We start from the raw sequence: 25,502 nt of genomic DNA, 5'->3' as shown, positions 1-25,502 counted from the left end.
TACCAGGCCAAGGCCGGCCAGTTGTCGCAGGCAGGAACACCGGTGTCCGCGGCCACTGTCGAACGGAAGTGCGCGGCCTGGCGCAAAGAAGGCCTGATGGGCCTGGTCGACAAACGCAGCCTGCGCAGTACGGCCCCGCACGGGCGCGTCGATGCGCGGGTGGTCGACCTCGTGTGGGAGATCCTGGACGACGAACGCGACAAGGGCCTGTCTCCGGGAACCCTGTCCCGGCTGATCGACCGGGTGCAGCAGACGGTCCGGACCCGCTACGCGCAGCTGCTGGCCGATCCGAAGACCGCCCGGGGCCTGGTGATCAGTCCGGCGACGTTCTACCGGCTACTGGAGCGCCTCGGGATCACCGCGCAGAACGCGCACGACGCGGCGGCCCGCCACGCGGCCGGACCTGCCACATCCGCAGAGCGGCCGGTCGCCCGGCGGGCGACCTGGGCCCGCTGGCCCGGGGAACTGGTGCAGATCGACACCACCGGACTGGACGTCCTCGTCCTCGGCGACGACGGACGGGGCATCTCTGTGGAGCTCACCATCGCCATCGACGTGGCCACCCGCAGCATCGTGGGCTCTCTGCTCGTGCCCAAGCGCACCGGCCGCACAGGCGGGACGGGACGGTGGACCGCCGGGCGGGCCACCCGCTCGTTCGACACCATGCAGGTCGTCGCCCAGACCACGGCCCCGCTACCCGCGCGCCCGGGCTGGGCACCGGAAACCTTCATGGAAGGATCCGACCTCCCCTTCGAGGACCTCCTGGCGGCCGACCCCCGCTTCGCCGGCGCCGCCGCCAGGCCCGTCATCAAACCCGAAACACTCGTCATCGACCACGGCTCGCCGTTCATCTCCGCGGACTTCACCCGCGCCTGCCACTGCATGGGCATCGAAGTACGCGAGGCACGGCTGCGCACCGCCGTCGACAAGGCCATCGTGGAGCGCGCCATGCTGGCGGTGAAAACCGGCTTCAGCCAGTACCTGGCCTCCTACACCCATCACCGTCTGGACCTGCGTGGCAAACGCGTCCGCAAGCAGCCTCTGTGGACAATCCCCCAGCTCCAGGAACTGTTCGAGCAGTGGGTGGTTCTCCGCTGGCAGCAGACCCCTCACGCAGCACTTCGTAGTCCGTTCACTCCTGGGCTGTGCCTGACTCCCAACCAGATGTACGCAGCCCTGGTGTCCCTGCGCGGCTACCGGTCCACCACGCTGACCGCGCAGGAGAACCGCAAGCTGCTGCCGACGGTGTGGGTCCGGGTCAGCCGCAAGGGCTTCCAGATCAACAACCGCACCTACAACCTCGACCGGGGAAAGCTGGACCTCTTCCGTGGGCCCTCCGGCATCGCAGCGCAGCAGGGGCGCTGGGAGGTCCACTACTCCCCCGACCACCCGGAAGTCGCCTGGCTGTTCAACCACCGGGCCGAGCCGGGCACCGACCCGTGGGTCGAGGTGCCCTTCATCCACCGCCGACTGCTCAAGGACCGGTGGACCGAGGAAACCTGGGACCAGGCCCTGCGTATCCACCTCGCCGCCGGCGGCAGCCGCCGTGACGAGGCCGCCGTCACCCGGGCCACCGCTCAGCTGCTGCGCACCGCGGCCGCCGGGCCCTCGCCTACCGCGGCCAGGCCGGGTCCCCGCGCGGCTGCCGCGGTGCCCCGCCCCGCGCGGCCGACGCCCACCACCAAGCCCTACGCCGACGGCCTGCCGCCCCTGGACCCGGACTCCGTCCGCCCCTTCCGCTCCCTCGACCGTCCCTCCGGAGAGCTGTTCGACACGCCCGAGCCCGTCCGTGGCGCGGGCCTGAGCCTGGACGACTTCCTGGCCTCCCTGCCCGGCCTCCACCCGCCCGGCCCCACCGATCCCGGGCCCGTGGGCGACAACAACTGCAGGCCCACCCCAGACACCACCCAAGGTGACAGCAGCACCGGCCCTCCCCCACCGGGCAACGGGCGACAGGGAGATGACCGGTGAAACCCCCCGTACGTGACGCTCAAAGTGTCCCGCCGCCCGCGTCGGCGCCGGCCCTGTCTCCTGGGTCACCGACCACTCTGCACGGCTGGCGCGCCCGCGTACGGCACCAGCCGGCCCCTCCCCCGATCCCGCCGGTCGACGGCCCCGTGCCCGTCGACGAGGACGACCCCCGGGTGCGTTACCACGCCCAGCTCAGCCTCGTCGAAACCACCGACATCGCCACAGGCATGAAGACCGCACGGCGGATGCTGCGCCTCAACGGCGAACGCCGCCACCCCTGCCAGCACGTCGCCATCGACAGCGACTGCCGCGGTACTGGCAAACGCACCCTGCTGCACCACATCGGGCTGGCCCACCAGGGACGCCGCGAGAATCGGCCACCATGAAGCCGACATTGTGCCGGTTCGCCGCGTACTCGGGACCGGGGTCCCCGAGGGTGACCTCGGCCGTTGCCGTCCGGCCGTCGCGCTGGTAGGTCAGCGTCACCCGGTCGCCGGGCTTGTGGGTCCAGATCTCGCCGATCAGGGTCGGGCCGCTGTCGATCACGGTGTCGTTGAACTTCGTGATGACATCGCCCGCCCTGAGGCCGGCCCGGTCCGCGGGGCCGTCCTTCGACACGGCTGCCGTACCGTCCGCCCCCTGGTCGGAGATGACCGCGCCGCCGGTCTTCTCGTCCATGCTGACCGTGGCTCCGATCACCGGGTAGACCGGCTTGCCGGTCTTGATCAACTGCTGGGCGACGTTCGTCGCCTGGTTGATCGGAATCGCGAAGCCGAGGCCGATGGAGCCCGCCTGGGTCTGGCCGACGCTGCTGCCGGTCGACTGGATGGCCGAGTTGATGCCGATGACCGCACCGCGCGCATCGAGCAACGGGCCGCCGGAGTTGCCCGGGTTGATCGAGGCGTCGGTCTGCAGGGCGCTCATGTACGAGTTGCTGCCGCCGGAGCCGTCACCGGAGGCGACCGGGCGGTTCTTCGCGCTGATGATGCCCGTGGTGACCGTGTTGGACAGGCCGAACGGGGCGCCGATGGCAATCGTGGAATCGCCGACCGCGACCTCGTCCGAATTGCCGAGGGCCAGCGGAGCGAGCCCCGACGGCGGGTTCTTCAGCTTCAGAACGGCGACGTCGTATCCCTGCGCCCGGCCGACCACCTCGGCGCCGTACTTCTTGCGAGGTCGCGCGGGTTGGCGGTGACCTCGGCGAGCAGCCCCTGCCAGATGGTGGGGACGGCGGCCACGGCATCGACGACAGCCGCATCCCCGTCGTCTGCGTCAACGCCCCGCCCGAACCCGGCACATCCGCCGACTGGTCCGCGGCCCTGGCCGTCTTCCTCGGCTGGGATCTGTACCGCCCGGACACCGAGCAACGGCCCGTACAGCGCATGAAGGACTTCACCGGGCCTGCGGTCCACGTGATGCGCCATGCCCGTACGGAGGTCTGCCTGATCGACGGAATCGACCGGCTGCGGCCCGAGGACCTGCAGCCGACGTTCGACTACCTCGCCGACGAACTGGGCCTGACCGTCTTCTGGAGCGGCATCGGCTCCAGCGACATCCTGCGTGAGGCCCGCGCCGCCCGCTTCCCCGCCCTCAGACGCCTCACCGAGGCTACCGCCCCCATCCGGCCACGCTCAGTCCCCACACTCTGGGTCAACCGGCTCCCGCCTCGCTGCACGGAACACCCCGACGAATGGGCCGGCACCCTGGCCACCCTCGACAGCCTGCTGCGGCTACGGCACCACAAACTCGGCAGCCTCCTGGACCACGAGGAAGAGCTCTACCGCATCACCGACGGACTCATGGAACACCTCACCCCGCTGATCGGTATGGCCGCCCAACTCTCCATCCTCGACCGCACCGAAACCCTCACCCGCGATGTCCTGCACGACGCCGCCCGCTACCTCGACCTGCCTCTCGGCTGACGGCGTCGGCGCCATCCGTGGCGACAGCCCCGCACGCAGGTCCTGTTCAGCAGGCGTGGCGAGGTTCATCGGCGTGACATCGCAGCACCGGCGCGGCCGGTGGCGCTGGGCTGTGCCGGGGAGTGCGGGTGCGTGTGCCACATGCCCAGGAAGTGGCTGATGCTGCCGGTGTCTTCCGTCCGGCGGCGAGGTGGACGCTGACACCGTGCTGGAAGTAGGCCTCGGTCAGCGGAGAGTCCGGGGGCGGGCTGGTCGCCTCGCCGACGAAGATCACGCCGCTGGCCTCGTCGACGAGCAGGGTGCCTCCCGTGGCCATTCACGTCTGTCCCTGCAGCTGCGACGACGGCATGCTGCCGCCTGGCCGGGCGCCTCGACGGGAGGGTGGGGGTGACCGTACGACCCGTCTGTGACGGCACGCCATAATGCTCCTGTTATAGGAGGGGTCGTGAGTCTGTCGTTTTCTCACCAGTTCAACGTGCAGGCGGTCGCAGCGGAAGGTGGTCCCGCCCGGTTCGGGACGAATGTGCTGGCCGGCCTCGTCGACGGGATCGACACGTTCCGGAACGAGTTGGAGCAACAGCGGCGCTCACGCAGCCTTGGGGCCGGGATGCTCGGGGCGTTCTTGTGGGTGGACGACACTGAACTGCTGCGCCGGATAGCCGGGTTCCCGTCCGCATGCGTGGTGGTCAGTAAACAGTCAAGGGGCCCACGGTCCCTGGAGAGACTGCGCAAGGTGGCCAACGCGGTGAAGGGCGCGGCCGGCTTCCCCGCTCGGGCGCTGCCCAATCTGGAGGGACTGAGCCTCCATGAGGACGGCGCGGCGCCTGTACTCGGTCCCGGCTCTGCGTCACCGGACATCCAGCTGCCTGCGCTACGCAGCCTCGGTTACCGCAAGGCCGGTGATCATCTCGTTCCGATCCTGCACACCAAAATGTTGCTGCTGGGTGAGCTGTGGCGGCACGACGAAGACGGGTTGGGCGGGGTGGCCGATGTCATCGGCTTCCGGCCCAGCCGGCTGTGGCTGGGAAGTGCCAACGGCACGGAAAGCTCCCGCCGCAGCCTGGAGTTCGGGCTGTGGACACGGGACCCCGGTCTCATGAAGGCCGCGCAGAAGTTCCTGGTCGAGGTCGTTGCCCAGTCCGAGGAGCTGGATCCCGACAGCAACATCCTGACCCCAGACCTGGTTGAACCGGACTACGACGACGAGGAGATGTGGGAGGCGCTCACCACGCTCAGCGACGGCTCAACCGATGACGGCCACAAGGACGACGTATGACGGGGACGAGCGAAACCATCGCCCCCGGGTCGCCTCGCTTCGCCCTGCACACCCTGGGCTGGCGCGCCTTTCAGGACCTGTGCGCAGCTGTGCTGCGGGAGGTGTGGGGACAGTCCGTACAGGCGTTCGCGGACTCCAACGACGGGGGCAGAGACGGCGCCTTCTACGGCACCTGGCAACCGCCCGACGAGCCCGGAGGCGTGCAGGATGTGCCGCCGGGCCCCTTTGCGCTGCAGTGCAAGCACACCAAGAAGGCGGATGCCACACTCGCCCCGTCGGAACTCGAGGACGAATTCGCCAAGGTCCGTGCCTTGGTTAAGCGCGGGGTATGCGCGACCTATGTGCTGCTGACCAACGCCCGGGTCAGCGGCCTGTCCGAGGAAAAGATCCAGCGGCGACTACGCGCCTGCGGGGTGGCACACCCCCTGGTCCTCGACGGGCAGTGGCTGAGCGACATGATCGCCTCACATCGAGAGCTGCGGATGTTCGTCCCCCGTGTCTATGGACTCGGTGACCTGTCACAGATTCTCGACGAACGCGCCTACACCCAGGCCTCAGTGCTGATGAAGTCCGCGCCGGAACAGGTCTCCACGTTCGTCGTCACCAGCGCCTACCGCAAGGCCGCCCGCGCACTGCGCGACCACGGCTTCGTACTGCTGCTCGGCGACCCGGCCGTGGGCAAATCCGTCATCGCCCTGATGCTGGCCATCAGCGCCGCCGACAACTGGAGCTGCGTGGCCATCAAGCCGCGCACCTCCGACGAACTGGTACAGCGCTGGAACCCGCACGAGAAGGACCAGTTCTTCTGGCTCGATGACGCCTTCGGCGCCGTCCGCCATGAGGAGATCCTCACCCACGCCTGGGCACGGGACCTGCCGCACGTGATGAGCGCCGTGAAGAACGGGGCCCGGGTCGTGCTGACCTCCCGCAACTACATCTACAACGAGGCCCGGCCCCTGCTGAAACCGTATGCCTACCCCCTGCTGCACGAACAGCAGGTCACCGTCGATGTCGCCGACCTCGCCCGCACGGAGCGGCAGCAGATCCTCTACAACCATCTCGCTGCGGGCGATCAGCCGGCGGACGTGCTCAGCCGGATGAAACCGCACCTCGAAGCCGCAGCCGACGCCGAGCCGTTCCGCCCCGAAGCCGCACGGCGCCTCGGACTCCAGGCATTCACCACGGGGCTGTCCCTGACCCGCGAGAGCATTACGTCCTTCATGGCCCGGCCCCGGCAGCTCCTGATCGATGTCTACGACCAACTGGACGTACACGCCCACGCAGCCCTCGCCCTCGTGTACGCCACAGGTCAGGACAAGGGGCTGCCCAGCCCCCTCGCCCTCGATCCGGCCCAGCGCGACATCATCGATCGGGCTGGCGCCGCCCCCGGCGCCGCCAGCCGGGCCATGACCACGCTGACCGGCACCTTCCTCACCGAGGCGACCGCCCTTGACGGGCAGGCGTACTGGTCATTCCACCACCCCACTCTCCGGGAGGGCTTCGCCACCTGGCTGACCACCCAGGCCCACTTGCTGCCCATCGTCCTCACCGGCATGACCGACCGGGCCCTGCTCTCCCGCACGGACTGCCTGCCCACCGGCAGCGAACAGCGCCAGGGCACTCTCCTGCGTATCCCGCCGCCTCTGTACCAGGCGACGGCCAAACGGATCTCCGCGTTGCGCCGACATCGCCGCAGTCCTCTGAGGGATTGGCAGGAGGAGTACGAGCGTCGACAGAGCGTCTTCTCCTACTTGTCGCGGGACAGCAGCGACGGCTTCCTACGCGCCTACCTCATGGAAGATCCCGATCTCCACTCGGTGCTCATGGACTTCGGCACGCCGGCCAACGACGACATCCGCTCGCGGGTACTGGCCCGCCTCCACCGCGCCGGTTTGCTCCCCGAAGACATCCGGCAGCAGGCGATCGCACGTATGACGGACCTAGCCGTCATGGCACCCGACGCCTCGTGGATTGAAGACAACGACTTGCACCATGCCTGGCACGTCCTCCTCACGGAAGAGGAACGCGAGAACCTGTTCGAGCACGTATGCCGTGAACTCGTTCCCCGCCTCGAACAACGGGTATACGACTGGGCCTCGGAGTTCAACGGCGACCCAGACAACGACCCCGTCGACGACGCGCTGTTCTGGTACAGCCAAGCCTTCGAGCGACGGCTGGACGATGACACCGCCGGTGAGTTCGACCGCGCACAAGACATCTACCAACAGATCCGCGAGGATCCGGACGAAGCACACCGCGACTGGGCTCCCGATCCTCTTCCCTACCGACGAGAGACCCCACAGAACAGCCAACCGATCCCAGAACAGCGCAGTCTTTTCGACGACATCGACCACTGACAGACGGCCAGAACGCCGCCCCGGGCCCCGCGTCCGCAGCGTTCCCGTGGCTTCCGTCACGCCCTCCAGCAAGACCCCTGCCAGACACCGCTCCCTGCCGATCACGAGGACGCACACCCGCGGCTCCACAGCGAAGCCGGAACCGGGTGGGCGGCGGGCGTGCATCATCCGCCTCGAACCAACCCAGCCGCACCGGCACGTGCAAGCGAGCAGAGGAAAGGGGTGGTCGTGCATCAGATTTCTCAACATATCTGCAGGCTTCTCACTCAACTTGCAGCAGTACAGGTCAAACACCCTTACGACGTGACAGAACAGGACCACGACATGTCTCATCCGCCTGCAACACCCCAGGTCAGAGGCATACCTCCGCTACAACAAAAATGAGAACTCACACCAGGCAGTCACCGCACGGCCGTCCCTGATCGTCACCGGCCCCGCCGGCGCCGGGAAGACCACCGCGCTGCTCCAGGTCGGTCGTGCCTGCCACCTCGCCCACACCCGACGCCACGGCCCCACAGCCACAGCCGGGCAGGTGCCTGTCGCCTACGTCCTGGTCCCGCCCGCCGCCAGCGCCAAGACCCTGGCCACCGAGTTCGCCCGCTACCTCGGCATCCCCGTCGCCGCCGGCATGTCCCAGGTCCAGATCACCAACGCGGTCTGCCACACCTACACCGCTGCCGGCGTCCAGCTGGTGATGATCGACGAGGTCCACCGGCTCAACCCCCGCACCACCACCGGCGCCCAGAGCGCCGACCTGATCAAAGACCTCACCGAACGCATCGGCGCCACCTTCGTCTACGCCGGAATCGACGTCACCACCACACCTCTGTTCACCGGGGTGCGCGGTGCGCAGCTCGCCGGACGCGCTTCCCTCATCGACTGCGCCGCCTTTCCCGCCCGCCTCGGTGAGAGCGAACCCTTCCGCGACCTCATTACCGCCATGGAAGGCGCGCTCGACCTGCGCCACCACCGGCCCGGAACTCTCCCCCAACTGGCCCCGTACCTGCACGAACGCACCGCCGGCCGTATCAGCAGCCTCGCCCGCCTCATCCGCCAGGCCGCCATCGCTGCCCTACTCGACGGCACCGAACGCATCACCAGAACCAGCCTCGAAGCCATCCGCCTGGACCACCTCGCCGAACAGCACTACCGACCCCACACCCGGCCCCGAAGCCGCAGCGCCAGCACCCTGTGAGCCGGACAGACGTTACGGACCGTGCCGTAGCAGAGGCCGGCGCCCCACAGTGCAGCGCCGTCACCGCAAGGGCATGGCTGCAGGTCCCGGCAGCCGCGCCGGGCGTGTTCCGAGTACGGCCGCTGCCCGGCGAAGCGACCGCCTCGTACGCCCAACGTATCGCTATGTCCTATCAGCTGACTCTGCCCCAGCTCCTCGACGGGGCTGGTATCGCCCTCCACGGCCACGGCACACTGCCGGCAGCCGAACTCCACCTCAACCACAACGCGGCCCGGCACCTCGCTGCCCTCGCCCGGGTCCCACTCCCCAACCTCCTGCGTGCCTTGCCCCGCCCCGCCCTCAACGACACCGCCCCCAGCGCCGAGGCCGCCGCACGCTGGAAGCGGCTCAACGCCGCACAGCAGCCCGTCCGCGCCTGCACCCTGTGCACCCACCACCGCAGCCACGGCACCACCGACACCGCCTGGGTTCACCCACCGCCGCACCGGCTGGTGTGCCCGCGTCACCACCAAGCCGCCCCCGACCCACGGCTTGCCTCCCCCATCCACACGTGGGCCGTGCCCCAACTCGCGGCCGCGCGCCACGCCCACCAGCGCCTGCTACGACATCCCGGCGCCGCTACCGCCTGGACCGCGGCACGCGCCATCACCACCCGCTGGTACGACCACCAGCAACATCTCACCCACCGCTGGCACACCCGCCTGACCCGACTCTGCGCGGGCAACCCCCACCTGGCCACCACGGGCAGCGCCTCCCCCGCACTCCTCGCGCGCGACCTGGTGATCTACCCGGAAACCGTCGCCCTCACCCGCGCACTCGCCACCCTGCCGAACCGGCCACACCGCACCACCAACGACGCCCTCGGCCTCATCGCTCACCGGTTGAACCTCACCCACCTGACCCCCAGCGCGAACGACCCCCTCCGTATCTTCCTCACCCACACACACCACTGACCAGCCAAACCGCGCTTTGAAGCCCGGATAGAACGCAGCCGCCTATAGACGCACCACTACATCAACGGGAAACCCAAGATCATTCCCACACAGCCACCGGACCGCAGGCCAAACGCCCGAACAACCAAACCGAACGCGATCCCAGGCCACACCCATCACACCCGAACACAGCCACTTCAGCCGTCCCGAGTCCCACTCCAAAGACGGAACACCAGACCAAAGCAGCCCAACCCCCTGAACATCACTGCTCCGTCACAGTTGCCGAGGTGTGGAGTCGGCTGCGCGCCGGCCACGGACAGGTATCCGCCAAAGAATTGGCCGCTGCCACGGGCCGCGGCAGTCGGCGGCTCCAGGTGCTGCTCCGCGAGCAGATCGGACTGCCGTCGCGAACCGCCAGCCGAATACTGCGGTTTCAACGGGCGCTCACCTTACCGACTGGTGCCTGCAGGTCGCTGGCTGACCGGGCGGCTGTGTGTGGCTACTACGACCAGGCACACATGAACCGCGACTTCCGCGACCTTGCCGGACTCACCCCGGCACAGCTATGCCTTCTCACCGACCGTGCCGTTTCCCGAGGCAGGGCTCCTATCGAAGGACGGCTGGCCAATGTCTTCGATCATTGAAGCCGTCGTGGGCCCGTCGACGGTCCGGTGCGACTTTCCGCCGGGACCGCCACGACATCCTCCGGTGACCGCTCCCGGCGGGGCCGGTTCGCCGCCGGCGGGCTGCGTTCGGCACGCTACCGACGGGACATTTCGGCCCCGACCGAACCGTCCTGCACTGGAACGTCAGGCCCGGTCCGGCAGCAGTTCCGCGTTGAGTACGGCGATGCCCGCCTCGCCCTCCTCGAACAAGGCGATCAGCTCCTCGGGCCCGGCATCCGGACCGGCGGTGTGGTCGACGAGGAGGACCGGCTGGAACTCCCCGCCCTGCTCGACGGGGACGAAGCCGGTGGTCAGCTCGCGGCGGAGCAGGACGACCCGGTCGGCGTCGAGCGGATCGGAGGGCAGTGCTCCGGACAGTACGCGCCCCTCCTCCGGGCGCGCCCGGAGGCTGTGAGCGAGGACGTCCCGGCGGGCGAGGAGCGTCACCGCGAGCCGGTCACCGGTCCGCTCGTAGCGGGCGGCCAGATCCTCCGGCAGCAGATAGAAAACGCCCTCCTCACCCTCGTGCCCCCGGTCGAGAAGAAGCCGCGCCAGCCGGGCTCCGGGCTCGTCGGCGTGCGAACCGAGCCCCAGAAGCACATCACGCCCACCGGGCCCGAGGGAGGGCACCGCCCCGATCCACAGCTCGGCGGAGCCCTCCGGGGCCTGCTGGATGTCGTCGTCCTTCGTCATGGCGGCGATCCAAGCACACGGCACCGACAGGCCGTTGTCAGTGCGCTGCTCGCGGCGCAGCGCCCGGGGGGTGACCCGGTGACCACCTCGTACGCCCCGAAGGAGCCCCTGCCCGCGCTCTCGGCGGATCTGCGGCCCCTGGCGGTGGAGGCGCTCGACCGGATCCTCACCAAGGAGTCTTGGACTGCTCGGCGATCGCGTGGTCGCGGGTGGGCACCAGGGTGCCGTCCACGATGAGCACGGTGTCCTTCGCGAACCGCTTGCGGGGATGCAGCGCGAGTGACGGGCCGAGGTCGTCGCTGATGCGGTCGGCTGCGGACTTCGGAACGCCGAAAGGCGAAGCAAGTTGACGCAACGTCAAGTTCGTGCGGCAGTGGGCCGCCACGAGCAGCACCCGGTCCTCCAGGGGAAGAGACCACGGGCGGCCCTTACGGACCGGATCCTGGAAAACACCATCAAGATCACACCAGCCGAGGAGAACGAGCGGCCTGTGAAACGGACGCAAGATGCAAAGTGGGCGGTCAACCTGGCACTCGGTTCACAACGCCGTGAGGACGAAGGTCAGCAGCGCCAGGGACAGGGTGGCGCTGCCTGCGAAGGCCACGGCACCACGCAACAGGGCGGTGGCGTAGGTGGCTCCGTCGATGCGAGCGAGCAGGCCGGCTGCGGCTCCGACGAGCGTGCAGAAAAGCGCGACGACCGAGAGGAGGAGGACCAGGAGCATCAGGTGGTTGGTGGAGGTGTTCATGCCTTCTTCCCGAGGTGGTTGACGACGGCGACTTCGATGAACTTCGCGGTTTTGGTGTTCACAGGGGTTCAGGCCGAACAAAGATGAATGAAGACGGTCGCCCAAGAGAGGAGAAGCAGGACATGGAGGAGGTGCACGAGGATCCGTTGGCGGAGCTCGCGCTGCGGCTGCGCACCCTTAAGACACAGCGAGGCCTGCAGATGGCTGGGCTGCAGCAGCGGACAGGGCTAGGGCGAACAACGGTCAGCCAAGCGCTGAGCGGTCATAAGGTGCCATCCGAGGCCACGCTGGTGATCTTGGCTAAGGCGCTGGGTACGGAGGTAGTCCCGTTGCTGGCCTTACGCCGCGCCGCCGCGTGCATGCCGCAGGTGGGGGAGGGCTCTCCGAGAAGAGTGCTTCGTAGGTCGGTGCGGCCGACGGTGCAGCCTTCGTTCGAGGAGCGGTACCTCAGCTACGTCGCGGAGCGGCATTCCCGGCTGACTGTCGTAGGGCTGGACCTGAGCCGGCCAGAACGTGCACACTGGCCGCTGGACGCGGCGTACTTGAGCTTGGAACTGGCGGAGCAGCCAGAGAGTTGGCCTTCGAGTAGCGAGGAGGCGGACCGGCCATCCGTTGTGGTGAAGCGTGCAGAGAACGCGTTGGCCAGCTGTCGACGGGTACTTCTGCGAGGGCTCGCCGGCAGCGGAAAGACAACGCTGCTGCAGTGGTTGGCTGTCGCCACAGCGCGCGATGAGCTGCCGGATGAACTGGCGGACTGGCGGGGGAAGATTCCGTTCGTCCTGCCGCTGCGCACACTGGTGCGGCGTGGGCCCCTTCCGGAGCCACATGAGTTCCTCTCTGCGGTCGGAACACCTCTGGCCAGCTCCCAGCCTGAGGGATGGGCCGATGGCGTGCTCGCCAGAGGTGAGGCCCTGGTCCTGGTCGACGGCATCGACGAAGTCCCCCAGGAGGATCGGGCTGCCACACGGGACTGGCTTGAACAGCTCTTGGCGGCCTACAAGGACGCATACTTTGTGGTCACCACCCGGCCGTCAGCGGTTCCCGAAGGTTGGCTGGCTTCGTCGCGCTTCACCGAATTGTCCGTACGGCCCATGAGTGCCGCTGACACGGGCATGTTCGTCGGTCGGTGGCATACCGCTGCCCGGCACAGTGCGGCGACCGACACCGAACGCTCGCAGCTGCGTGATCTCGAAGCAGTGCTCCTGGTGACGGTACGTGCTCAGCGTGACCTGGCACAGTTGTCCAGCACTCCCCTGATGTGTGCGCTTATCTGTGCGCTGCACCGGGACCGCCGCGGTCATCTGCCTCATAGTCGTATGGAGCTCTACGAGGCAGCACTGTCGATGCTCCTCGTGCGCCGTGACCTTGAGCGCAGCATCGACGTCCCAGAGGGCATTCAGCTCACCGAGCACCAGAACGTCCAGCTTCTTCAGCGTCTGGCCTACTGGCTCATCCGCAACCGCCAGACAGAGATGGGCCGGGCAACCGCGCTGGCCCTAGTCAGTGACGCGCTGCCGGCCATGCAGGCCGTGGCCGAGCAAGGCACTGCCGACCAGGTTCTGACTCACCTGGTTGGACGCAGCGGGCTCCTGCGCCAGCCCACCATGGACACCATCGACTTCGTGCACCGCACTTTCCAGGACTACCTCGGGGCCAAGGCCGCCATCGAAGCCCACGACTTCCCACTCCTGGTCAACAACGCCCACGATGACCAGTGGGAGGACGTCGTACGCATGGCTGCCACCCACGCCAGGCCAGTCGAAAGCGCCGATCTGCTACGGCGCCTCGTCGAACGCGGTGATGCTGAGAACCAGCACCGTCCCAGGCTCCACCTCCTGGCGGCAGCCAGCCTGTACTACGCGACCGAAATCGAGCCCGACACTCGCAGACTGGTCGAACAGCGTGCGCGTGTCCTGATGCCTCCCCGCTCCGCGGAGGAGGCGGAGGCGCTTGCCGCGCTGGGGCCGGGCGTCTTGGAGCTGCTGCCGGGGCCCCAAGGCCTGGAAGACGATGAAGTGGGTCCCGTCATCGAAACTGCAGCCGCCATCGGCGGCGACCAGGCCTACGCCTTCCTCTACCGCTTCGTACAGTCCATGCCTTCTGACGCAACGCCCTCCGCGCTATTCCGGCGCTGGGAGCACTTCGAGGCTGATCAATACGCCCGCGACTTACTGCTCCCCCTTCCGGATCAGGAACGTCTGTTTCTGGAAGTACACACCGCTGATCAGCTGAACGCGCTGCGACTCCTGAAACCCATCACCAACGTCGCCTTCCGAGGGAAGTTCACCGCAGGCGAGATCGTCGAACACCTCTCACCTGAACACACCGAAACTCTGCGGATCTACTCCGGCCAATTACTCCAAGACTTAAATTTCGCTCGCGGATTGCCAGCCCTAAAGGAACTAACCATCTCCGAATGCACCCAAATCACAGAGATAGAAGAACTTGCAGGACTTCCGTTGCTCAATTTGAGCCTCCTTCACTTACCGGACGAATTCTCCTTTGACGCATTGGATTCCCTGCCCAAAATAACCAATCTTACCCTCTACACGCGTCTGCCCTGGGAAACCCTGGCGGAACTGCCAGCACCCAAAGGTCTGACGCGGCTAGAGCTTGGCGGCTGGGTCGGCACACGCTTGGCCGGCATCTCCAGGTGGCAGCAACTGCAGGAGTTAGTAATTAACGCCGCACCCAGCAGCGGAGAGTGGCAAGAACTTTCCACGCTCCCCCGCCTGACTGAGCTGTGCATTTCAGAATACGACCTCAACCACGCCGCCCCAATGCCCAGCATCACCTATCTCCGCCTTCTCCCAAATTCAGAAATACAGCTGGATCTAGTCCCGGACCTCTTCCCAAATCTCGAAAGCTTCTTCATTAACTGTCGCTCGGCACGAACTTCCATGATTGACATCACTCCACTGAGCCATATCGAGGGAATCCAGATCTCCATCAGCTACGCAAGCAATGTCGTCGGTCTCGGAAAATTCGCCCCAGACGCAGTCAGGCTGTACCCGCGACCGCGGACAGCAAGCAGTTGAGGTGTTCGCACAGCCTCGTCCAGGACCACGCCGATGTCGTGCAGATAGAGGCTGAGCAGATAGTCGGCCAGCGGTGACGAGCCTGCCCTGGCCTCGTGAGAGGGCGCGCGAGTTTCGTGCTTGGTAGGGGTCTGTCAAACGAGCGGCTCTGTTCGTCGGTGGTGACGGTGCGTTCTCCTTATTGCAGGAGGATGCGGTGACGGAGGAGGTCGAATCCTGCTCGGCCGCGCATCTGCCGCATGATCTTCTTGGTTCGGGTATTGACGCCGGCGTTGTCACGTTGGTGCGGTGTTGATCGATTGAGGGCGTGTCAGGGTGTGTAGGGGTCGGGTGGGGGGGCTTGGCTTACGCTGCGATGGGCTGGTCGGTGGCGCCGGTGATCTCGTCCCAGATGGCGAAGCGGGTGGTCGTCTCGGTGTGGTATTCGGTGGCGGTCATCAGGTGGCGGCGTGGTCGGAAGTGCGGTGAGATGCCGCTGAACGCGGACAGGAACCGCTGGGCCCCGCCGGTACTGCGGAAGCCCTTCATCGCGCGTTCGCGCTGCCTCGTCGGCTGATGACTGTTCTCGGCCCGGTTGTTCAGACCCTTGTGGGAGCGATGCTCGACGGAGGGCATGACCTCGCGGTGGGCCGCGCCGTAGGAGCGCAGCTTGTCGGTGACAACCACCCTCGGCACCGAGCAGGTCTTCTTGAGCAGTTTGCGGAAGAACCGCCTGGCCGCAGCGGTGTCCCGCCGGTTCTGGACCAAAATGTCGAGCACGTTGCCATCGGCGTCGACGGCCCGCCACAGGTACTTCAGCTCACCGTTGATCCTGAGGAAGACCTCGTCCAGGTGCCACTTGTCGCCCGGCTGCACACGCCGGCGGCCCAGGCCGTTGGCGTAGGCCTGCCCGAACTTCGTACACCAGCGGCGGACCGTCTCGTGGGAGACGATCACGCCGCGCTCGAGCATCAGCTCCTCGACCTCGCGGAACGACAGCAGGAAACGGAAGCACAGCCACACGCAGTGCGCAATGATCTCCACCGGGTACCGGTGCCCCCTGTACGACGGCGGCGCGCTGTCCACGGACGCCCCCTCCCAGCACGACCAACCAGAAGATCATCCCAGGCCGGTCAGTCAACGTGACAGTGCCGCTCCACGCCTTGCGCGCGATCGAACAGTTCTACAACTCCCATCGGCCGCATCAGGGCATCGCGAATGCCCGCCCGCTGTATCCATTGCCCACGCCGATCACTGTTCCGGACGAGATCGCCCGCCTCGACATACGCCGCCGCGATCGCCTCGGCGGCATTCTCCACGAGTACCGACATGCCGCATGACCTCAATGGATGACGTTTTCGGCAAGGGCAACGTCAGTCGCATGGGAACCACGCTACTCGCCCGGCGCACAGGGCTCAGGCCCCGGCGGATTCGCGCGGGGGCCTGAACGGTTTTGACCGGTTGATAGTCAGCGGGGGTTGTCGTTGACCATCGTGCGGGAGATTCCTTTCTGCTACTCCGGCGGCGAATCGACGATGGCGTCCCAGTAGCCCGCTACATCGGACGCGTCGATCCGCAGGTAGGCAGGGCCGTTGGAGCCGTCGTCAGCGTGCGCGGGTGCGGTGGCGGCCAGTGCGCCGAGGGACAGGGCCACGGCCCCGATGATGCGGTGTGTGGTGTTCATAGCGGATGTAACTACGAGGCTGGCAGACGGTTACGGGGCCGCAGTCCGTCAGTTGGGCTCACCCCCATGTCCTTCGAGTTAGCCGGGGAGGACACCTAACTTGCCTTACTTGCCTGACAAGCAAGCAACGACCTGACTTCTAGGGATAGTTGACAGACCTAGATAACGATCGTCGGCGCCGGGGTCCTCGGGCGGGTGCTCGGCGTCTCGGTAGCGGGGCAGGCGGTAGACGGCCTCGGCGTACGGCGCAGGGGCATTGCATAGTCGCGATCGGTCCGGTTCGTCTGCCTCATGCGTGACGTGGCGTCATGTCCCGGCCTGGTCTGAGATGCCCCCGGGAAGCAGAGCAGGCACGGTGCCGGTGATCATGTGGTTGTCGGCGATCAGGCAACGACCTGGGCCCTGGCCGACCACAGCTAACCTCGCCGTTTCGGGTGGGCTGAAGCGGCGTCGCTGATGACCAGCTGTGGGGTGGTCAAGGCATATTGATCCTCTGCGAGCTCTTATTCGGGTACATGCTCCGGGACAGTGCAACGAGCCGGGAGGTTGCGGACGGCCGAGAGGAGGAGAGGGATGGTGCTGGCCAGGAGGACGAGTACACCGCTGAGCAGGAGTGTTTCGGCTATGCCGATGTGAGCAGCCACCGGGCCTGCCACGGCGAGGCCCAGGGGCGTGCAGATAAAGGAGACCAGCGAGTCATATGAGCTGATCCGGGACATGGACTGCTCGGGAACATGAGTGTGGACCGTGGTTCTCCACAGGACCTCGAACACATCAATGCAGATGCCAGCCACCAGCATGCTGGTGGCGATCAGCCAGGTTGGGGAGCCCCCGGCGAGGAACAGGTAGGCCGGGAAGAAGCCGAAGGTGACGAAAACGCCCGTACGCAGGGGGTAACGGGGACGGATGCGGATCGCGATCAGGCTGCCGAGGACGAAACCGGCCGAGTGGGCGCCGAGAACGACCGACCAGGCGACCGCCCCGCCCAGCTCCTGCTTGGCCACCGCCGGGCCCAACACCATGATGGCTCCTCCGAAGGAGGCGTTGACGATGGCGAACTGGCCTACGACCGGCCACATCCAGCGCAGGGAGGAGAACTCTGTCCAGCCGCTGCGCAGTTCGCTGAGGAGACTGGTCGGCGCCTCTGTCGCGGTGAGTGCCCGCGATGCCGTACGAGGGCGGCTGAACATCAGCAGCACGGCGGACAGGAAGTAGGTGGCGGCGTCGGCCGCCAAGGCCCAGCCAGGCGCGACGGCCGCGACGAGTACTCCGCCGGCGAACACGCCTCCGATACGCGAGAGGTTGGCCGCTAGGCGCAGCAACGCATTCGCAGGCTGAATGCGTTCGGCGTCGACGAGCTGGGGTACGAGCGCGGTGGCGGCTGGTTGGCTGACAGCGGAGGACGCGCCGTTGACGGCGGCGAGGACGATCAGAAGGTTCATCGGCACGCTGCCGTGCAGAAACAGGGCGGCGGTGAGCGCTTGGGAGCATCCGGCGGCGGTCTCCCCCACGATGATCAGACGCTGGCGGGGGAACCGGTCCGCGAGGACTCCGCCCAGCAGAATCAGACCGAGCTGAGCGACTGTGCGGGTCCCCAGCAGTAGTCCGAGTTGGGACGGGGAGCCGTCAGGCAAGGCCAGCACGGCGAAGGCGAGGCCCAGCGGTGCGATGACGTTGCCCGTCAGGGACGATGTGCGGGCGAGGAAGAACAGGAGGAAATTCCGCTCCCGCAGCAGGCTGAGATCACCTTTCATGAGCTGCCATGGGCGCTGGGAGGTTCAGCTCTCATGGCACGTTCGAGGATGTCCGCGATGACTTCGCTCTTCGCGTCGGCGTAGTGCTGCATGTACGTCCATGTCCGCTGTGCGAGGTCCCTTTTGGTTCGGGCGTAGAGGTCGCGATCGTTCGTGTGGGCGCGCAGCCAGTCGCGGAAAAGGATCATGCGCTGAATCTCGGGGCAGCCGGTGGAGAGCACGTGCAGATTGGCTGATTCGGCACTGGGCGCGAGGTCGGGCTTGCGCAGGACGCGGTGCTCATACCAATCGGGCTCCCGGACCGCGAGCGCGTAACCGAGGGGAGCCAGGCTGGGCACGTAGGCGGATTCGTCGGCGGAGTCGGGAACGATCAGCAGGATGTCGATGACCGGTTTGGCGGGCAACCCGGGTACCGAGGTGGACCCTGTGTGTTCGATCCGGTGTGGCAGCGCGCCCAGCTCGTCGCTCATCCGGCGGGCCTCCTCCGCGAACGCGGCGGCCCATTCCGGCGTGTACTCCATCAGCTTGATGTTGCTGTTGAGTAGGGGGGGCGTCTTCAGGTTCGCCGCTTCGATCTCCTCGTCAGTCATCGAGACGCGGGGGATCTCCTGCTCTTGACGTTCCTGTGGCATCATGACATTTCGTCCTTGTTCGGTTCGCTTGTCAACTCCAATAGGCTAGAGGGTAGTTAGCCAGGGCCGTTGCCTGATCGCGATCTGTCCGGGTTGATCACGTGAGGCCGAGGGTCGACAGCGGCCGGTGGTAGTCGCGGCTGGTGCGGCGGAGGGCGGCGGCGATGTTGGTCTCGCCGTTCTGGCGGAAGACGCTGATGGCGAGGTTGCGCAGGCCGGCCATGGTGCGGGGCAGGTGGCCGGTGCGGACCTTGGAGTCGTCCTCGCAAAAGGTGCGGTCGCGGACGTGGTGCAGGCGGTTCTCGATGCCCCAGTGGCCTCTGATCCAGGTGGCGAGTTGGGCCGGTGTCGCGTCGAAGACGTCGAGGCTGGTGATCACGTAGACGCGCTCGGTGGTCAGTTTCCCGGTGCTCAGCTCGCGCCGCCACCGGACGATCTGGATGGCCTGGCGGGCGCCGGGATAGCCGAGGTGGTGGAAGGCGACGACCTTGATCCGACGGATCTCGTCGCGGTGGTGGGCCCGGTCCCGGGTGCGGTGGTCCAGCGGGATCTCGGCCCAGGGCAGCTTGGTGACCTGCGCATACAGTCCGGGGTGGTTCTTCTTCACGATGGCCAGGTAGTCGTCGGCGGAGGTACGCACCATGGCTGTGTTGGGTGTGCAGGGCGTCGCCGGTCAGCACGGTGTTCTCCACGTTGATGGTGTCCAAAAGTGGCTGGAAAGATGGAATCTCGTTGCTCTTGGAGGCGACCTGACGCTGGGCCAGGACCACGCCGTGGTGGTCCATCGCGGCCAGCAGCTGGACCGCAGTGGTCGTGGCGGTGCGGGAGCCGCGGACTGTCTTGCCGTCGACCGCGATCGCCCGCAGAGCCGGCTTCGGCGGCGGCTCGGACTCTTCCGGCCGTGGCGTTCTGGCCTGGAGGTAAGCACCGATGGCCGCATCCAGCGCGTCGCCGTCGACGCGTTGGAGCAGGCGACGGACGGTGGCGGCGTGCGGCGCCGGCCGGATGCCGGTGAACGGTCGGCCGGGAAGCCGAGCACACCCAGGACGGGCTGCGGGGCATCGCCGATCCATTCACCGATCGCGATGAGAGACCGGGCACCGGTCAGGACGGCTGCCGCGGCCGCGCACAACAGGGGGAGCAGCGGATACCGTCGTCCTCGCAGGCCACGCGGATCGGGCACCCAGACTAGGAAGCGTCGCAGGTCAGCGGCGTCCTGCGTAGTGGCGCAGAGGTTCGGGAGGGCCAGATTCCCCAGCCCGGCGGGCATGGGCGATGATGTCCGGGCAGGCACGGTCTCGCTCGGTTCTCATGGGTCTTCGACAACCACATGATCACCGGCACCGTGCCTGCTCTGCTTCCCGGGGGCATCTCAGACCAGGCCGGGACATGACGCCACGTCACGCATGAGGCAGACGAACCGGACCGATCGCGACTATGCAATGCCCCTGGCGTACGGCGTGAGGTCGGCGGGGTGGAGGTCCAGGCGCCGGGCGAGTTCGAGGACGACGTGCAGCGGCTGGTTAGGCAGGGCGTCCATGGTGACGTCGTGCTCGTGGACGCCGAGGAGGTCGGCGAGTTCCCATACGGAGAGGCCCGCGTTGTGCAGGCGGCGGCGCAGTTCATCGCCCCAGCCCCGGGGCTGGTAGCGCGGGGCCAGTGGAAGCGGTCGGTCACCAGTCGGGGCCGTCCTCGGAGAGGATCACCACGTCCATGCGGCGTGCGGCCATCCAGTCGGTCAGGAGCGCCGGGCCGCCGCCGATCCCCGCGACTTCGCAGAAGCCGCGGTGGGGAGCGCTTGCCCATTGGTCCTGGGTGGGGGCGCGCGGTGGACGTGGGTGCGCTGTCGTGTCCCCCTGCACGCCCTGGTCAGGCTCTTGCAGAGCGAGAAATGATCTGGAAGACGTCGGGCTGTCCGGCGGAAAGCCCCGTCGGCCTGCTCAGTGCATCCGGTCGACGGAATCGAGAGGGCATGTTCCATGAGCGTTGAACAGGACGAGGCGACCACCACGGTCACCGCGGCAGACGTGGCCCGGATCGCGAAGCAGGGTGTCTTCGCGACACCGACTTCGCTCGACCCGAAAGCCGTCAATGTGGGCCATGCGCTGATCGCCACGCTGCAAGGCGCGGCGGAAAAGCCGCTGCTGACCGATGACCTCCAGCGGCTCACGGAGCAGGTGCGGCAGAAGGCCACCATCGGCTTCCCCCGCATCACCTCCGCCGACGGGATCCGGTTGTCGGCACACACCATCAAGCTCAATGCCCCAGAGCCCCGGCCGGTGGTGATCGTGCCGTCCGACTGGACGCCTGCCGGCTGGCCCCTGTTCGAGCACACGTATCTCAAGCTGGCGCTGCGCGGCTACCACGTGCTGGCCTACACCCCCCGCGGGCTCGGGCTTACGGCAGACGTGCACGGCGGCGGGTACATGGACGGCCCGTGCACCTCCGGAGGGACGATCGACGTGGCCGGCCCCCTGGACTGGGCCGACGGCTCGACCGTGATCGACTACGCTCAACAGCACTTCAACCCGAGCCGTATCGCCTTCTTCGGCAGGGCCTACGGCGGGCTCATCAGCCAGCTCGTCGCGGCGCACGATCCTGGCGCCCGTGTGGACGCCGTCGTCGCGCTGAGCACGTGGGAGGACCTGGTCGCCGGCCACCAGAACGACCGCGGACACCTCGCCGCGGTCGCCGACCTGACCAACTTCACCGGCGGACCGGTGAAGCACAAGTTCGATGAGGACACGCAGCAGATCCTCGCGGACCTCCAGGCCGGAGAAAACCCCGACGATGTCGCCTCGTGGGCGATGCAGCGGGCTGCGTTCTCCTACGTCGGGCAAACCAATGCCCGTGGCACCGCGACGTTCATCTCCCACGCCGGGAGCGATGCGCTGTTCCCGCTCAGGCAGATCACCAAGCACTTCGAGCAGCTCACCGTGCCCAAGCGACTGAGCCTGCAGAACGGCAGCCGGCCCGCACCTGAACACGCCGGGCTGACCGTCCCGCTCAGCGACACCGCCCCGACACTCGACGAAGCCTTCGCCTGGCTCGACCACCATCTCCTCGGGGCCGCCAACAACGTACCCACCTGGTCACCGGTCAGCAGCTAGTGACCCGAGACGGGATTGGGTGGCCCGCATCGCTCCTGTCGAGCCCGTTTTCACGAATGCCAGGTTCACCTGAAAGCGCTGGCCGCAGCCGGTGGGCGTGACGCGGTGGCTTCGTTCACTCCCGCCCCACTCGTAGTCGCGGCGACCACTCCGTCCAAGAGCCCATTTCGCAGCGGGGCCCCCGCCGGGGTGCTTTCCGGCAGGGGCTCCGAAGGCGTGGCTCAGCCGAGGCGGAAATGCTGGTTGGGCTTGTTCTTGTCGGTCCACTGGACGAGCTTGGCACCGTCCGCGGTGTCCTCGCCGACGACGGACAGGAGCTTGCCGCTGTGGCGTGCCTCCAGGGAGAAGTACCCGTCGTCCTTCTGGACGAGCTTCCACTCCTGGTTGGGCTTGCCCTTGTTGGTCCACTGGACGACGGTCCCGCCGTCCTCGGTGTCCGAGGCGGTGACCGACAGGGCCTTTCCGCTGTGCACGGCAATCACGTTGTAGTAGCCACCCGTCGTCGCCACCAGGTTCCAGTGCTGGTTGGGCTTGTTCTTGTCGGTCCACTGGACGACCTCGGCGCCGTCCTCGGTCCCCGAGGCGGTGACGGACACGAGCTTGTCGCTGTGACGGGCCACCAGAGCGGCAGTGAAAACGGCCATGAGTTCTCCTCGTTCAGTGATCAATTCGACCACCGGCATAACGATCACTGCCCCGCCTCCGTCGTGATCAACAAGCTGTATGACCAGAAAGCGCCCTGTGAGGGCTCGGGATAATCGGCCGGCTCGAACAGCCGTCGGTTCCCGACAGCCGGACTCCAGCAGTCGATCGGGCAAGGCGGCGCGAAACGCCCGGCTCCGGGCGTGGTTACCAGCCCGATGGCCTGGGCGGCCAGTTCGGTGCCCTGCAGACGGTCCTCGATCTTGGCGAACGCCGTCTCCCATGAGGTGGAGGTGTCGTCCGCGAAGGGAAGCGAAGCCCGGGTCACAGCAGGTGCCCAGTGGGAGCTCTCACTCCCCTGACCAGGTAATCCTCACCCAGTGACCAGCTAATCCTCACGACTTGTCCAACATCATCGCCCGGTCATCAGCGCTCAACACCCCAATGAAACAAACCGAATCAGCCCGGCCCACAGCACCCAAGACCGGACACCGAACCGAGAACCACCCCAGACAAAGAAGCGAAGACTCCCAGGCCATGTCCTCGTCCTTGATGTCGTGGCCCTCCGCGCGGAGCTGGGCGACGGCGGCGTCCAGGTAGCGGGTGTTCCACAGCACGACGGCGTTGAGGACGAGTCCGAGGGCGAGCTGGTCCTCCTGGCCGTCCCGGTACGCCTGGCGGATCTGCCCGCGGCCACCGTGGCAGATCGCGCGGGCCAGGCGGTGGCGTGACTCCTGGACGGTGAGCTGCCGGTTCATCAGGCGCCGGTAGGTGTCGTCCACCGGGTCGACCAGGGCGAGCAGGTGCATGGTCTTGTCGATGCGCCCGTACTCGGCGAACGCCGCCCCCAGCGGTGTGGGGTGCCCCTCGCGGCCGAACAGACTGGCCGGCCGCCGATCCCCGAGGCGCTCCCGCCCGCCCCACCCCCACCCCTTTCTCTTTCGGCAGTTCGGGCAGCAGGGGGTGCGCAGAGGGGATGCCAGCACCCCGACCACGCCCCTACAGGCATGGTGACCTGCACAAACACCCGACGCCTTGGTGAGAGGGCGCAACAGATACCGCAGGAGAACCCGCGGGGCATGACGCAACAGGTGCCGCAGGAGATTCCGGCTCCGGGACATCGGCGGGCCCAGGGCACGGTCGCCATGCCGACGCCGACCGCCACCCTGAGGCCGCGGGGGGTGCCTCCGGCACCACATGCTGGAACAACCGCCGGTGGGCTACCGACCTCAAGGAGGAGGCCTGCGGTCAGTGACCTTTACGGCGCTGTGCGTCGAACCGGCGCAGCACCCGGACCAGACGCCACACTCCGGCCGCCGCTCCGAGCAGCGCACCCCCCACCAACGCGCCCTTCCCCGCTGGACCAGAGACGCCAAAAGCCAGTGCGAGAGCCAGAGCGACGGCAAAGACCGCCGCAGCCAGCACGACGGCAGTCACCAGAGCAAAAACGATCTCCACCGTCATTGCGTCCTTTTCCCACCGCGACTCACGCCCCATATCCATGCTGCAAGTCTCACATCACGTCAAGCCATTGCGCCTGGACCGAACAGCACCTGGCTCAGTGGCCGCAGCCGGACATGGGGGTGTCGAGGTACTTCCAGGTCTGGGGTCCGACCTGGCCGTCGGGATTGAGACCGCTACAGCTCTGCACGGCACGTACGGCGACGTCGGTACTTTCTCCGAACTTGCCGTCGACGGTGAGTGTGTAGTCGTAGTTGGAGTTCAGCAGGCACTGGATCTGCTTCACCTTCGAGCCGACCATGCCCTTAGCCATGACCTGGGTGCGGTCCCAGTTGTAGCGGCAGCTGGCGCGGCCGGCGGCGCCGGGCGAGGCGGCCGTACTGGGAGAGGCAGAAGCAGAGGCCGGGGAAGAGGCCTGGTCCTTGGCTGAACTGCTGGGGCGCGGTGGCTTCGTGTTCGTGTCCTCCTCGCCCGTGGAGTCCTGGTCCTTGTCCTTCTTCTCGTCGTCCGGCGGAGTCTTGGTCGGTGCGGTGCTGCTCTTCGGGGGCACGGGGGTTTCGTCGGCCACTGGTTGGTCGTCGCCGGGGCGGTTGTCGCCGCCGGTCTCGGGCTGGGAGACGGCGGAGTCCTTCGTCTCGTGGACCGAGTACCAGCGTCCGACCAGCAGCAGCGCGGCGAGGGCAGCGGCGATCAGCGCGAGGATTTTGATCCTGCTTCGGGGAGCAGCGGCCGGCCTTGCCGGTTCGGCCGGGCCGGGCGTGGATGGTGCGGGAGCCGGGGTGGCCGCTGCGGGTTTCGGAGCTGCGGTGCCAGGAACGGTGTCCGGGACTGTCGGCGGCACGGGGTCCGCGGCTGCCGACGGTGTGGGGTCTGGGGCTGCTGTCGGTGGTGTGGGGTCCGGTGCAAGGGCTGTCGGCGGTGTGGGGTCCGGTACGCCTGGTGCGGAGTCCGCCGGTGCCGGAACGTGCGCTGCTTCGGACGGTGCTTCGTCCTGGGTGTCTGCGGCGCGGCGGGCCTGGTCGGCGGTGTCCCAGAGGCCGAGCAGGGTGTTCTTGTCCAGGCCGCGGCGGGAGCAGAGTCGTTCCACGGCTGCCCGGGGTGGGAACGCGGTGCCTTTGAGGACCCGGTTCCACGAGGAGCGTGAGTAGCCGGTGTCGTGGGTGAAGGCGTCCAGGGAGAGGTTCTTGGATGTCTTGACCTGCCGTAGTGCCTGGAGCAGTGCGGTGACTTCCGGCAGTGGCTGTGCGGGTGAATTGTCGCCTTGGTTGGGTTGCACAGGTCTCCCCCTGGTGCCGATGTGATCGTCGTGTTCCAGAGCCGTTCCTTTTCGCAGGTCAGGGGCCTTGTGGGACGGCCGGGACGGCGCAGTACGGCTGGAATGGCGATCAGGCTACCGGTGGGACGGCGGTACCCCGAATCTTCATCTCGTCGACGCCGCAAAGG

General features: G+C 67.3%; 22 protein-coding genes and 7 pseudogenes. 10 read left to right on the top strand and 19 right to left on the bottom strand.

Annotation, left to right across the window (positions count from 1 at the left end; translation table 11 throughout):
- Positions 1-42: 42 nt before the first annotated feature.
- Positions 43-1,971, top strand: coding sequence for an integrase (locus OG978_RS47330; RefSeq protein ID WP_326763239.1), 1,929 nt, complete (start codon positions 43-45; stop codon positions 1,969-1,971).
- Positions 1,972-2,226: 255 nt separating this feature from the next.
- Here the strand turns inward: OG978_RS47330 and OG978_RS47325 are convergent, their stop codons facing one another.
- On the bottom strand, positions 2,227-3,123 hold the full coding sequence (locus OG978_RS47325) for a trypsin-like peptidase domain-containing protein (protein WP_442817626.1): 897 nt from the start codon (positions 3,121-3,123) through the stop codon (positions 2,227-2,229).
- Between the two features lie 230 nt (positions 3,124-3,353).
- Between OG978_RS47325 and OG978_RS47320 the strand changes: the two genes are divergently transcribed.
- A complete protein-coding gene (locus OG978_RS47320) occupies positions 3,354-3,893 on the top strand; it encodes a hypothetical protein (protein WP_326763240.1) in 540 nt (179 codons plus the stop codon).
- Positions 3,894-3,939: 46 nt separating this feature from the next.
- Here OG978_RS47320 and OG978_RS47315 read toward each other — a convergent pair whose 3' ends face one another.
- The gene (locus tag OG978_RS47315; protein ID WP_326763241.1) at positions 3,940-4,209 is read right to left on the bottom strand and encodes a hypothetical protein; all 270 of its coding nucleotides are present in this window, start codon (positions 4,207-4,209) and stop codon (positions 3,940-3,942) included.
- Between the two features lie 129 nt (positions 4,210-4,338).
- On the opposite strand from OG978_RS47315, the gene OG978_RS47310 reads away from it, so the two are divergent.
- The 5 genes and pseudogenes from OG978_RS47310 (at position 4,339) to OG978_RS48785 (ending at position 10,297) form a co-directional block, all read left to right on the top strand.
- Positions 4,339-5,169, top strand: a complete 831-nt coding sequence (locus OG978_RS47310) for a hypothetical protein (RefSeq protein WP_326763242.1) — start codon at positions 4,339-4,341, stop codon at positions 5,167-5,169.
- A complete protein-coding gene (locus tag OG978_RS47305; protein WP_326763243.1) occupies positions 5,166-7,526 on the top strand; it encodes a hypothetical protein in 2,361 nt (786 codons plus the stop codon). Before OG978_RS47310 ends, OG978_RS47305 begins: the two co-directional genes overlap by 4 nt.
- Before the next feature lie 391 nt (positions 7,527-7,917).
- Positions 7,918-8,721, top strand: a pseudogene (locus tag OG978_RS47300) (TniB family NTP-binding protein); the annotation flags it as partial.
- A 164-nt stretch (positions 8,722-8,885) separates the two neighbouring features.
- The gene (locus tag OG978_RS47295; RefSeq protein WP_326763244.1) at positions 8,886-9,674 is read left to right on the top strand and encodes a hypothetical protein; all 789 of its coding nucleotides are present in this window, start codon (positions 8,886-8,888) and stop codon (positions 9,672-9,674) included.
- Positions 9,675-9,940: 266 nt separating this feature from the next.
- Positions 9,941-10,297 (top strand): helix-turn-helix domain-containing protein, encoded by a 357-nt coding sequence (locus OG978_RS48785; RefSeq protein WP_442817627.1) that lies wholly within the window; start codon positions 9,941-9,943, stop codon positions 10,295-10,297.
- A 165-nt stretch (positions 10,298-10,462) separates the two neighbouring features.
- On the opposite strand, the gene OG978_RS47290 is transcribed toward OG978_RS48785, so the two are convergent.
- Entirely contained in the window at positions 10,463-11,011 is a 549-nt protein-coding gene (locus OG978_RS47290; protein WP_326763245.1) for a hypothetical protein, read from the bottom strand.
- Positions 11,012-11,050: 39 nt separating this feature from the next.
- Between OG978_RS47290 and OG978_RS48780 the strand changes: the two are divergent.
- Positions 11,051-11,177 (top strand): annotated as a pseudogene (locus OG978_RS48780) (DUF4259 domain-containing protein); the annotation flags it as partial.
- A 12-nt stretch (positions 11,178-11,189) separates the two neighbouring features.
- On the opposite strand, the pseudogene OG978_RS47285 reads toward OG978_RS48780, so the two are convergent.
- Positions 11,190-11,453, bottom strand: a pseudogene (locus tag OG978_RS47285) (helix-turn-helix domain-containing protein); the annotation flags it as partial.
- A 96-nt stretch (positions 11,454-11,549) separates the two neighbouring features.
- Positions 11,550-11,759 (bottom strand): hypothetical protein, encoded by a 210-nt coding sequence (locus tag OG978_RS47280; protein ID WP_326763246.1) that lies wholly within the window; start codon positions 11,757-11,759, stop codon positions 11,550-11,552.
- 14 nt (positions 11,760-11,773) lie between these two features.
- Here OG978_RS47280 and OG978_RS47275 point away from each other — a divergent pair, with 14 nt between their 5' ends.
- Positions 11,774-14,797: an NACHT domain-containing protein gene (locus OG978_RS47275; RefSeq protein ID WP_326763247.1), complete on the top strand. Its 3,024-nt coding sequence runs from the start codon at positions 11,774-11,776 to the stop codon at positions 14,795-14,797.
- Between the two features lie 345 nt (positions 14,798-15,142).
- On the opposite strand, the gene OG978_RS47270 is transcribed toward OG978_RS47275, so the two are convergent.
- From OG978_RS47270 to OG978_RS47230, 9 genes and pseudogenes are all read right to left on the bottom strand, one after another.
- On the bottom strand, positions 15,143-15,862 hold the full coding sequence (locus OG978_RS47270; RefSeq protein ID WP_326763248.1) for an IS6 family transposase: 720 nt from the start codon (positions 15,860-15,862) through the stop codon (positions 15,143-15,145).
- Positions 15,863-15,909: 47 nt separating this feature from the next.
- Positions 15,910-16,107 carry a hypothetical protein gene (locus tag OG978_RS47265; protein WP_326763249.1) on the bottom strand — a complete coding sequence of 66 codons (198 nt, stop codon included), beginning with the start codon at positions 16,105-16,107 and terminating at the stop codon, positions 15,910-15,912.
- 182 nt (positions 16,108-16,289) lie between these two features.
- Complete coding sequence (locus OG978_RS47260) at positions 16,290-16,460, bottom strand: hypothetical protein (protein ID WP_326763250.1); 171 nt, start codon at positions 16,458-16,460, stop codon at positions 16,290-16,292.
- A gap of 503 nt (positions 16,461-16,963) precedes the next feature.
- Positions 16,964-18,214, bottom strand: coding sequence for an MFS transporter (locus OG978_RS47255; RefSeq protein WP_326763251.1), 1,251 nt, complete (start codon positions 18,212-18,214; stop codon positions 16,964-16,966).
- A complete protein-coding gene (locus tag OG978_RS47250) occupies positions 18,211-18,849 on the bottom strand; it encodes a GrpB family protein (RefSeq protein WP_326763252.1) in 639 nt (212 codons plus the stop codon). Before OG978_RS47250 ends, OG978_RS47255 begins: the two co-directional genes overlap by 4 nt.
- A gap of 94 nt (positions 18,850-18,943) precedes the next feature.
- Positions 18,944-19,489 (bottom strand): ISAs1 family transposase, encoded by a 546-nt coding sequence (locus tag OG978_RS47245; RefSeq protein ID WP_326763253.1) that lies wholly within the window; start codon positions 19,487-19,489, stop codon positions 18,944-18,946.
- A gap of 43 nt (positions 19,490-19,532) precedes the next feature.
- Positions 19,533-19,919 (bottom strand): annotated as a pseudogene (locus OG978_RS47240) (hypothetical protein); the annotation flags it as partial.
- Positions 19,889-20,116: pseudogene (locus tag OG978_RS47235) on the bottom strand (transposase family protein); the annotation flags it as partial. The pseudogenes OG978_RS47235 and OG978_RS47240, both read right to left, overlap by 31 nt.
- 403 nt (positions 20,117-20,519) lie before the next feature.
- The gene (locus OG978_RS47230; protein WP_326763254.1) at positions 20,520-20,708 is read right to left on the bottom strand and encodes a hypothetical protein; all 189 of its coding nucleotides are present in this window, start codon (positions 20,706-20,708) and stop codon (positions 20,520-20,522) included.
- Positions 20,709-20,825: 117 nt separating this feature from the next.
- Between OG978_RS47230 and OG978_RS47225 the strand changes: the two genes are divergently transcribed.
- Positions 20,826-21,956 carry an alpha/beta hydrolase family protein gene (locus tag OG978_RS47225; protein ID WP_326763255.1) on the top strand — a complete coding sequence of 377 codons (1,131 nt, stop codon included), beginning with the start codon at positions 20,826-20,828 and terminating at the stop codon, positions 21,954-21,956.
- A 221-nt stretch (positions 21,957-22,177) separates the two neighbouring features.
- Here OG978_RS47225 and OG978_RS47220 read toward each other — a convergent pair whose 3' ends face one another.
- The 5 genes and pseudogenes from OG978_RS47220 to OG978_RS47200 form a co-directional block, all read right to left on the bottom strand.
- Positions 22,178-22,600, bottom strand: coding sequence for an RICIN domain-containing protein (locus OG978_RS47220; protein WP_266767452.1), 423 nt, complete (start codon positions 22,598-22,600; stop codon positions 22,178-22,180).
- 209 nt (positions 22,601-22,809) lie between these two features.
- A pseudogene (locus tag OG978_RS47215) lies at positions 22,810-22,939 on the bottom strand (5-methyltetrahydropteroyltriglutamate--homocysteine methyltransferase); the annotation flags it as partial.
- Positions 22,940-23,116: 177 nt separating this feature from the next.
- Positions 23,117-23,464, bottom strand: a pseudogene (locus OG978_RS47210) (Tn3 family transposase); the annotation flags it as partial.
- A gap of 382 nt (positions 23,465-23,846) precedes the next feature.
- Positions 23,847-24,101 carry a DUF6332 family protein gene (locus OG978_RS47205; protein ID WP_326763256.1) on the bottom strand — a complete coding sequence of 85 codons (255 nt, stop codon included), beginning with the start codon at positions 24,099-24,101 and terminating at the stop codon, positions 23,847-23,849.
- A gap of 55 nt (positions 24,102-24,156) precedes the next feature.
- Positions 24,157-25,335 carry a peptidoglycan-binding protein gene (locus tag OG978_RS47200; protein ID WP_326763257.1) on the bottom strand — a complete coding sequence of 393 codons (1,179 nt, stop codon included), beginning with the start codon at positions 25,333-25,335 and terminating at the stop codon, positions 24,157-24,159.
- Positions 25,336-25,502 lie beyond the last annotated feature (167 nt).

The organism is Streptomyces sp. NBC_01591 (genome assembly GCF_035918155.1).
In the GTDB taxonomy this organism is placed as follows: Bacteria; Actinomycetota; Actinomycetes; order Streptomycetales; family Streptomycetaceae; genus Streptomyces.
The sequence above is the reverse complement of the archived record's forward strand: the minus strand, read 5'-3'. Positions and strand labels throughout refer to the sequence as shown.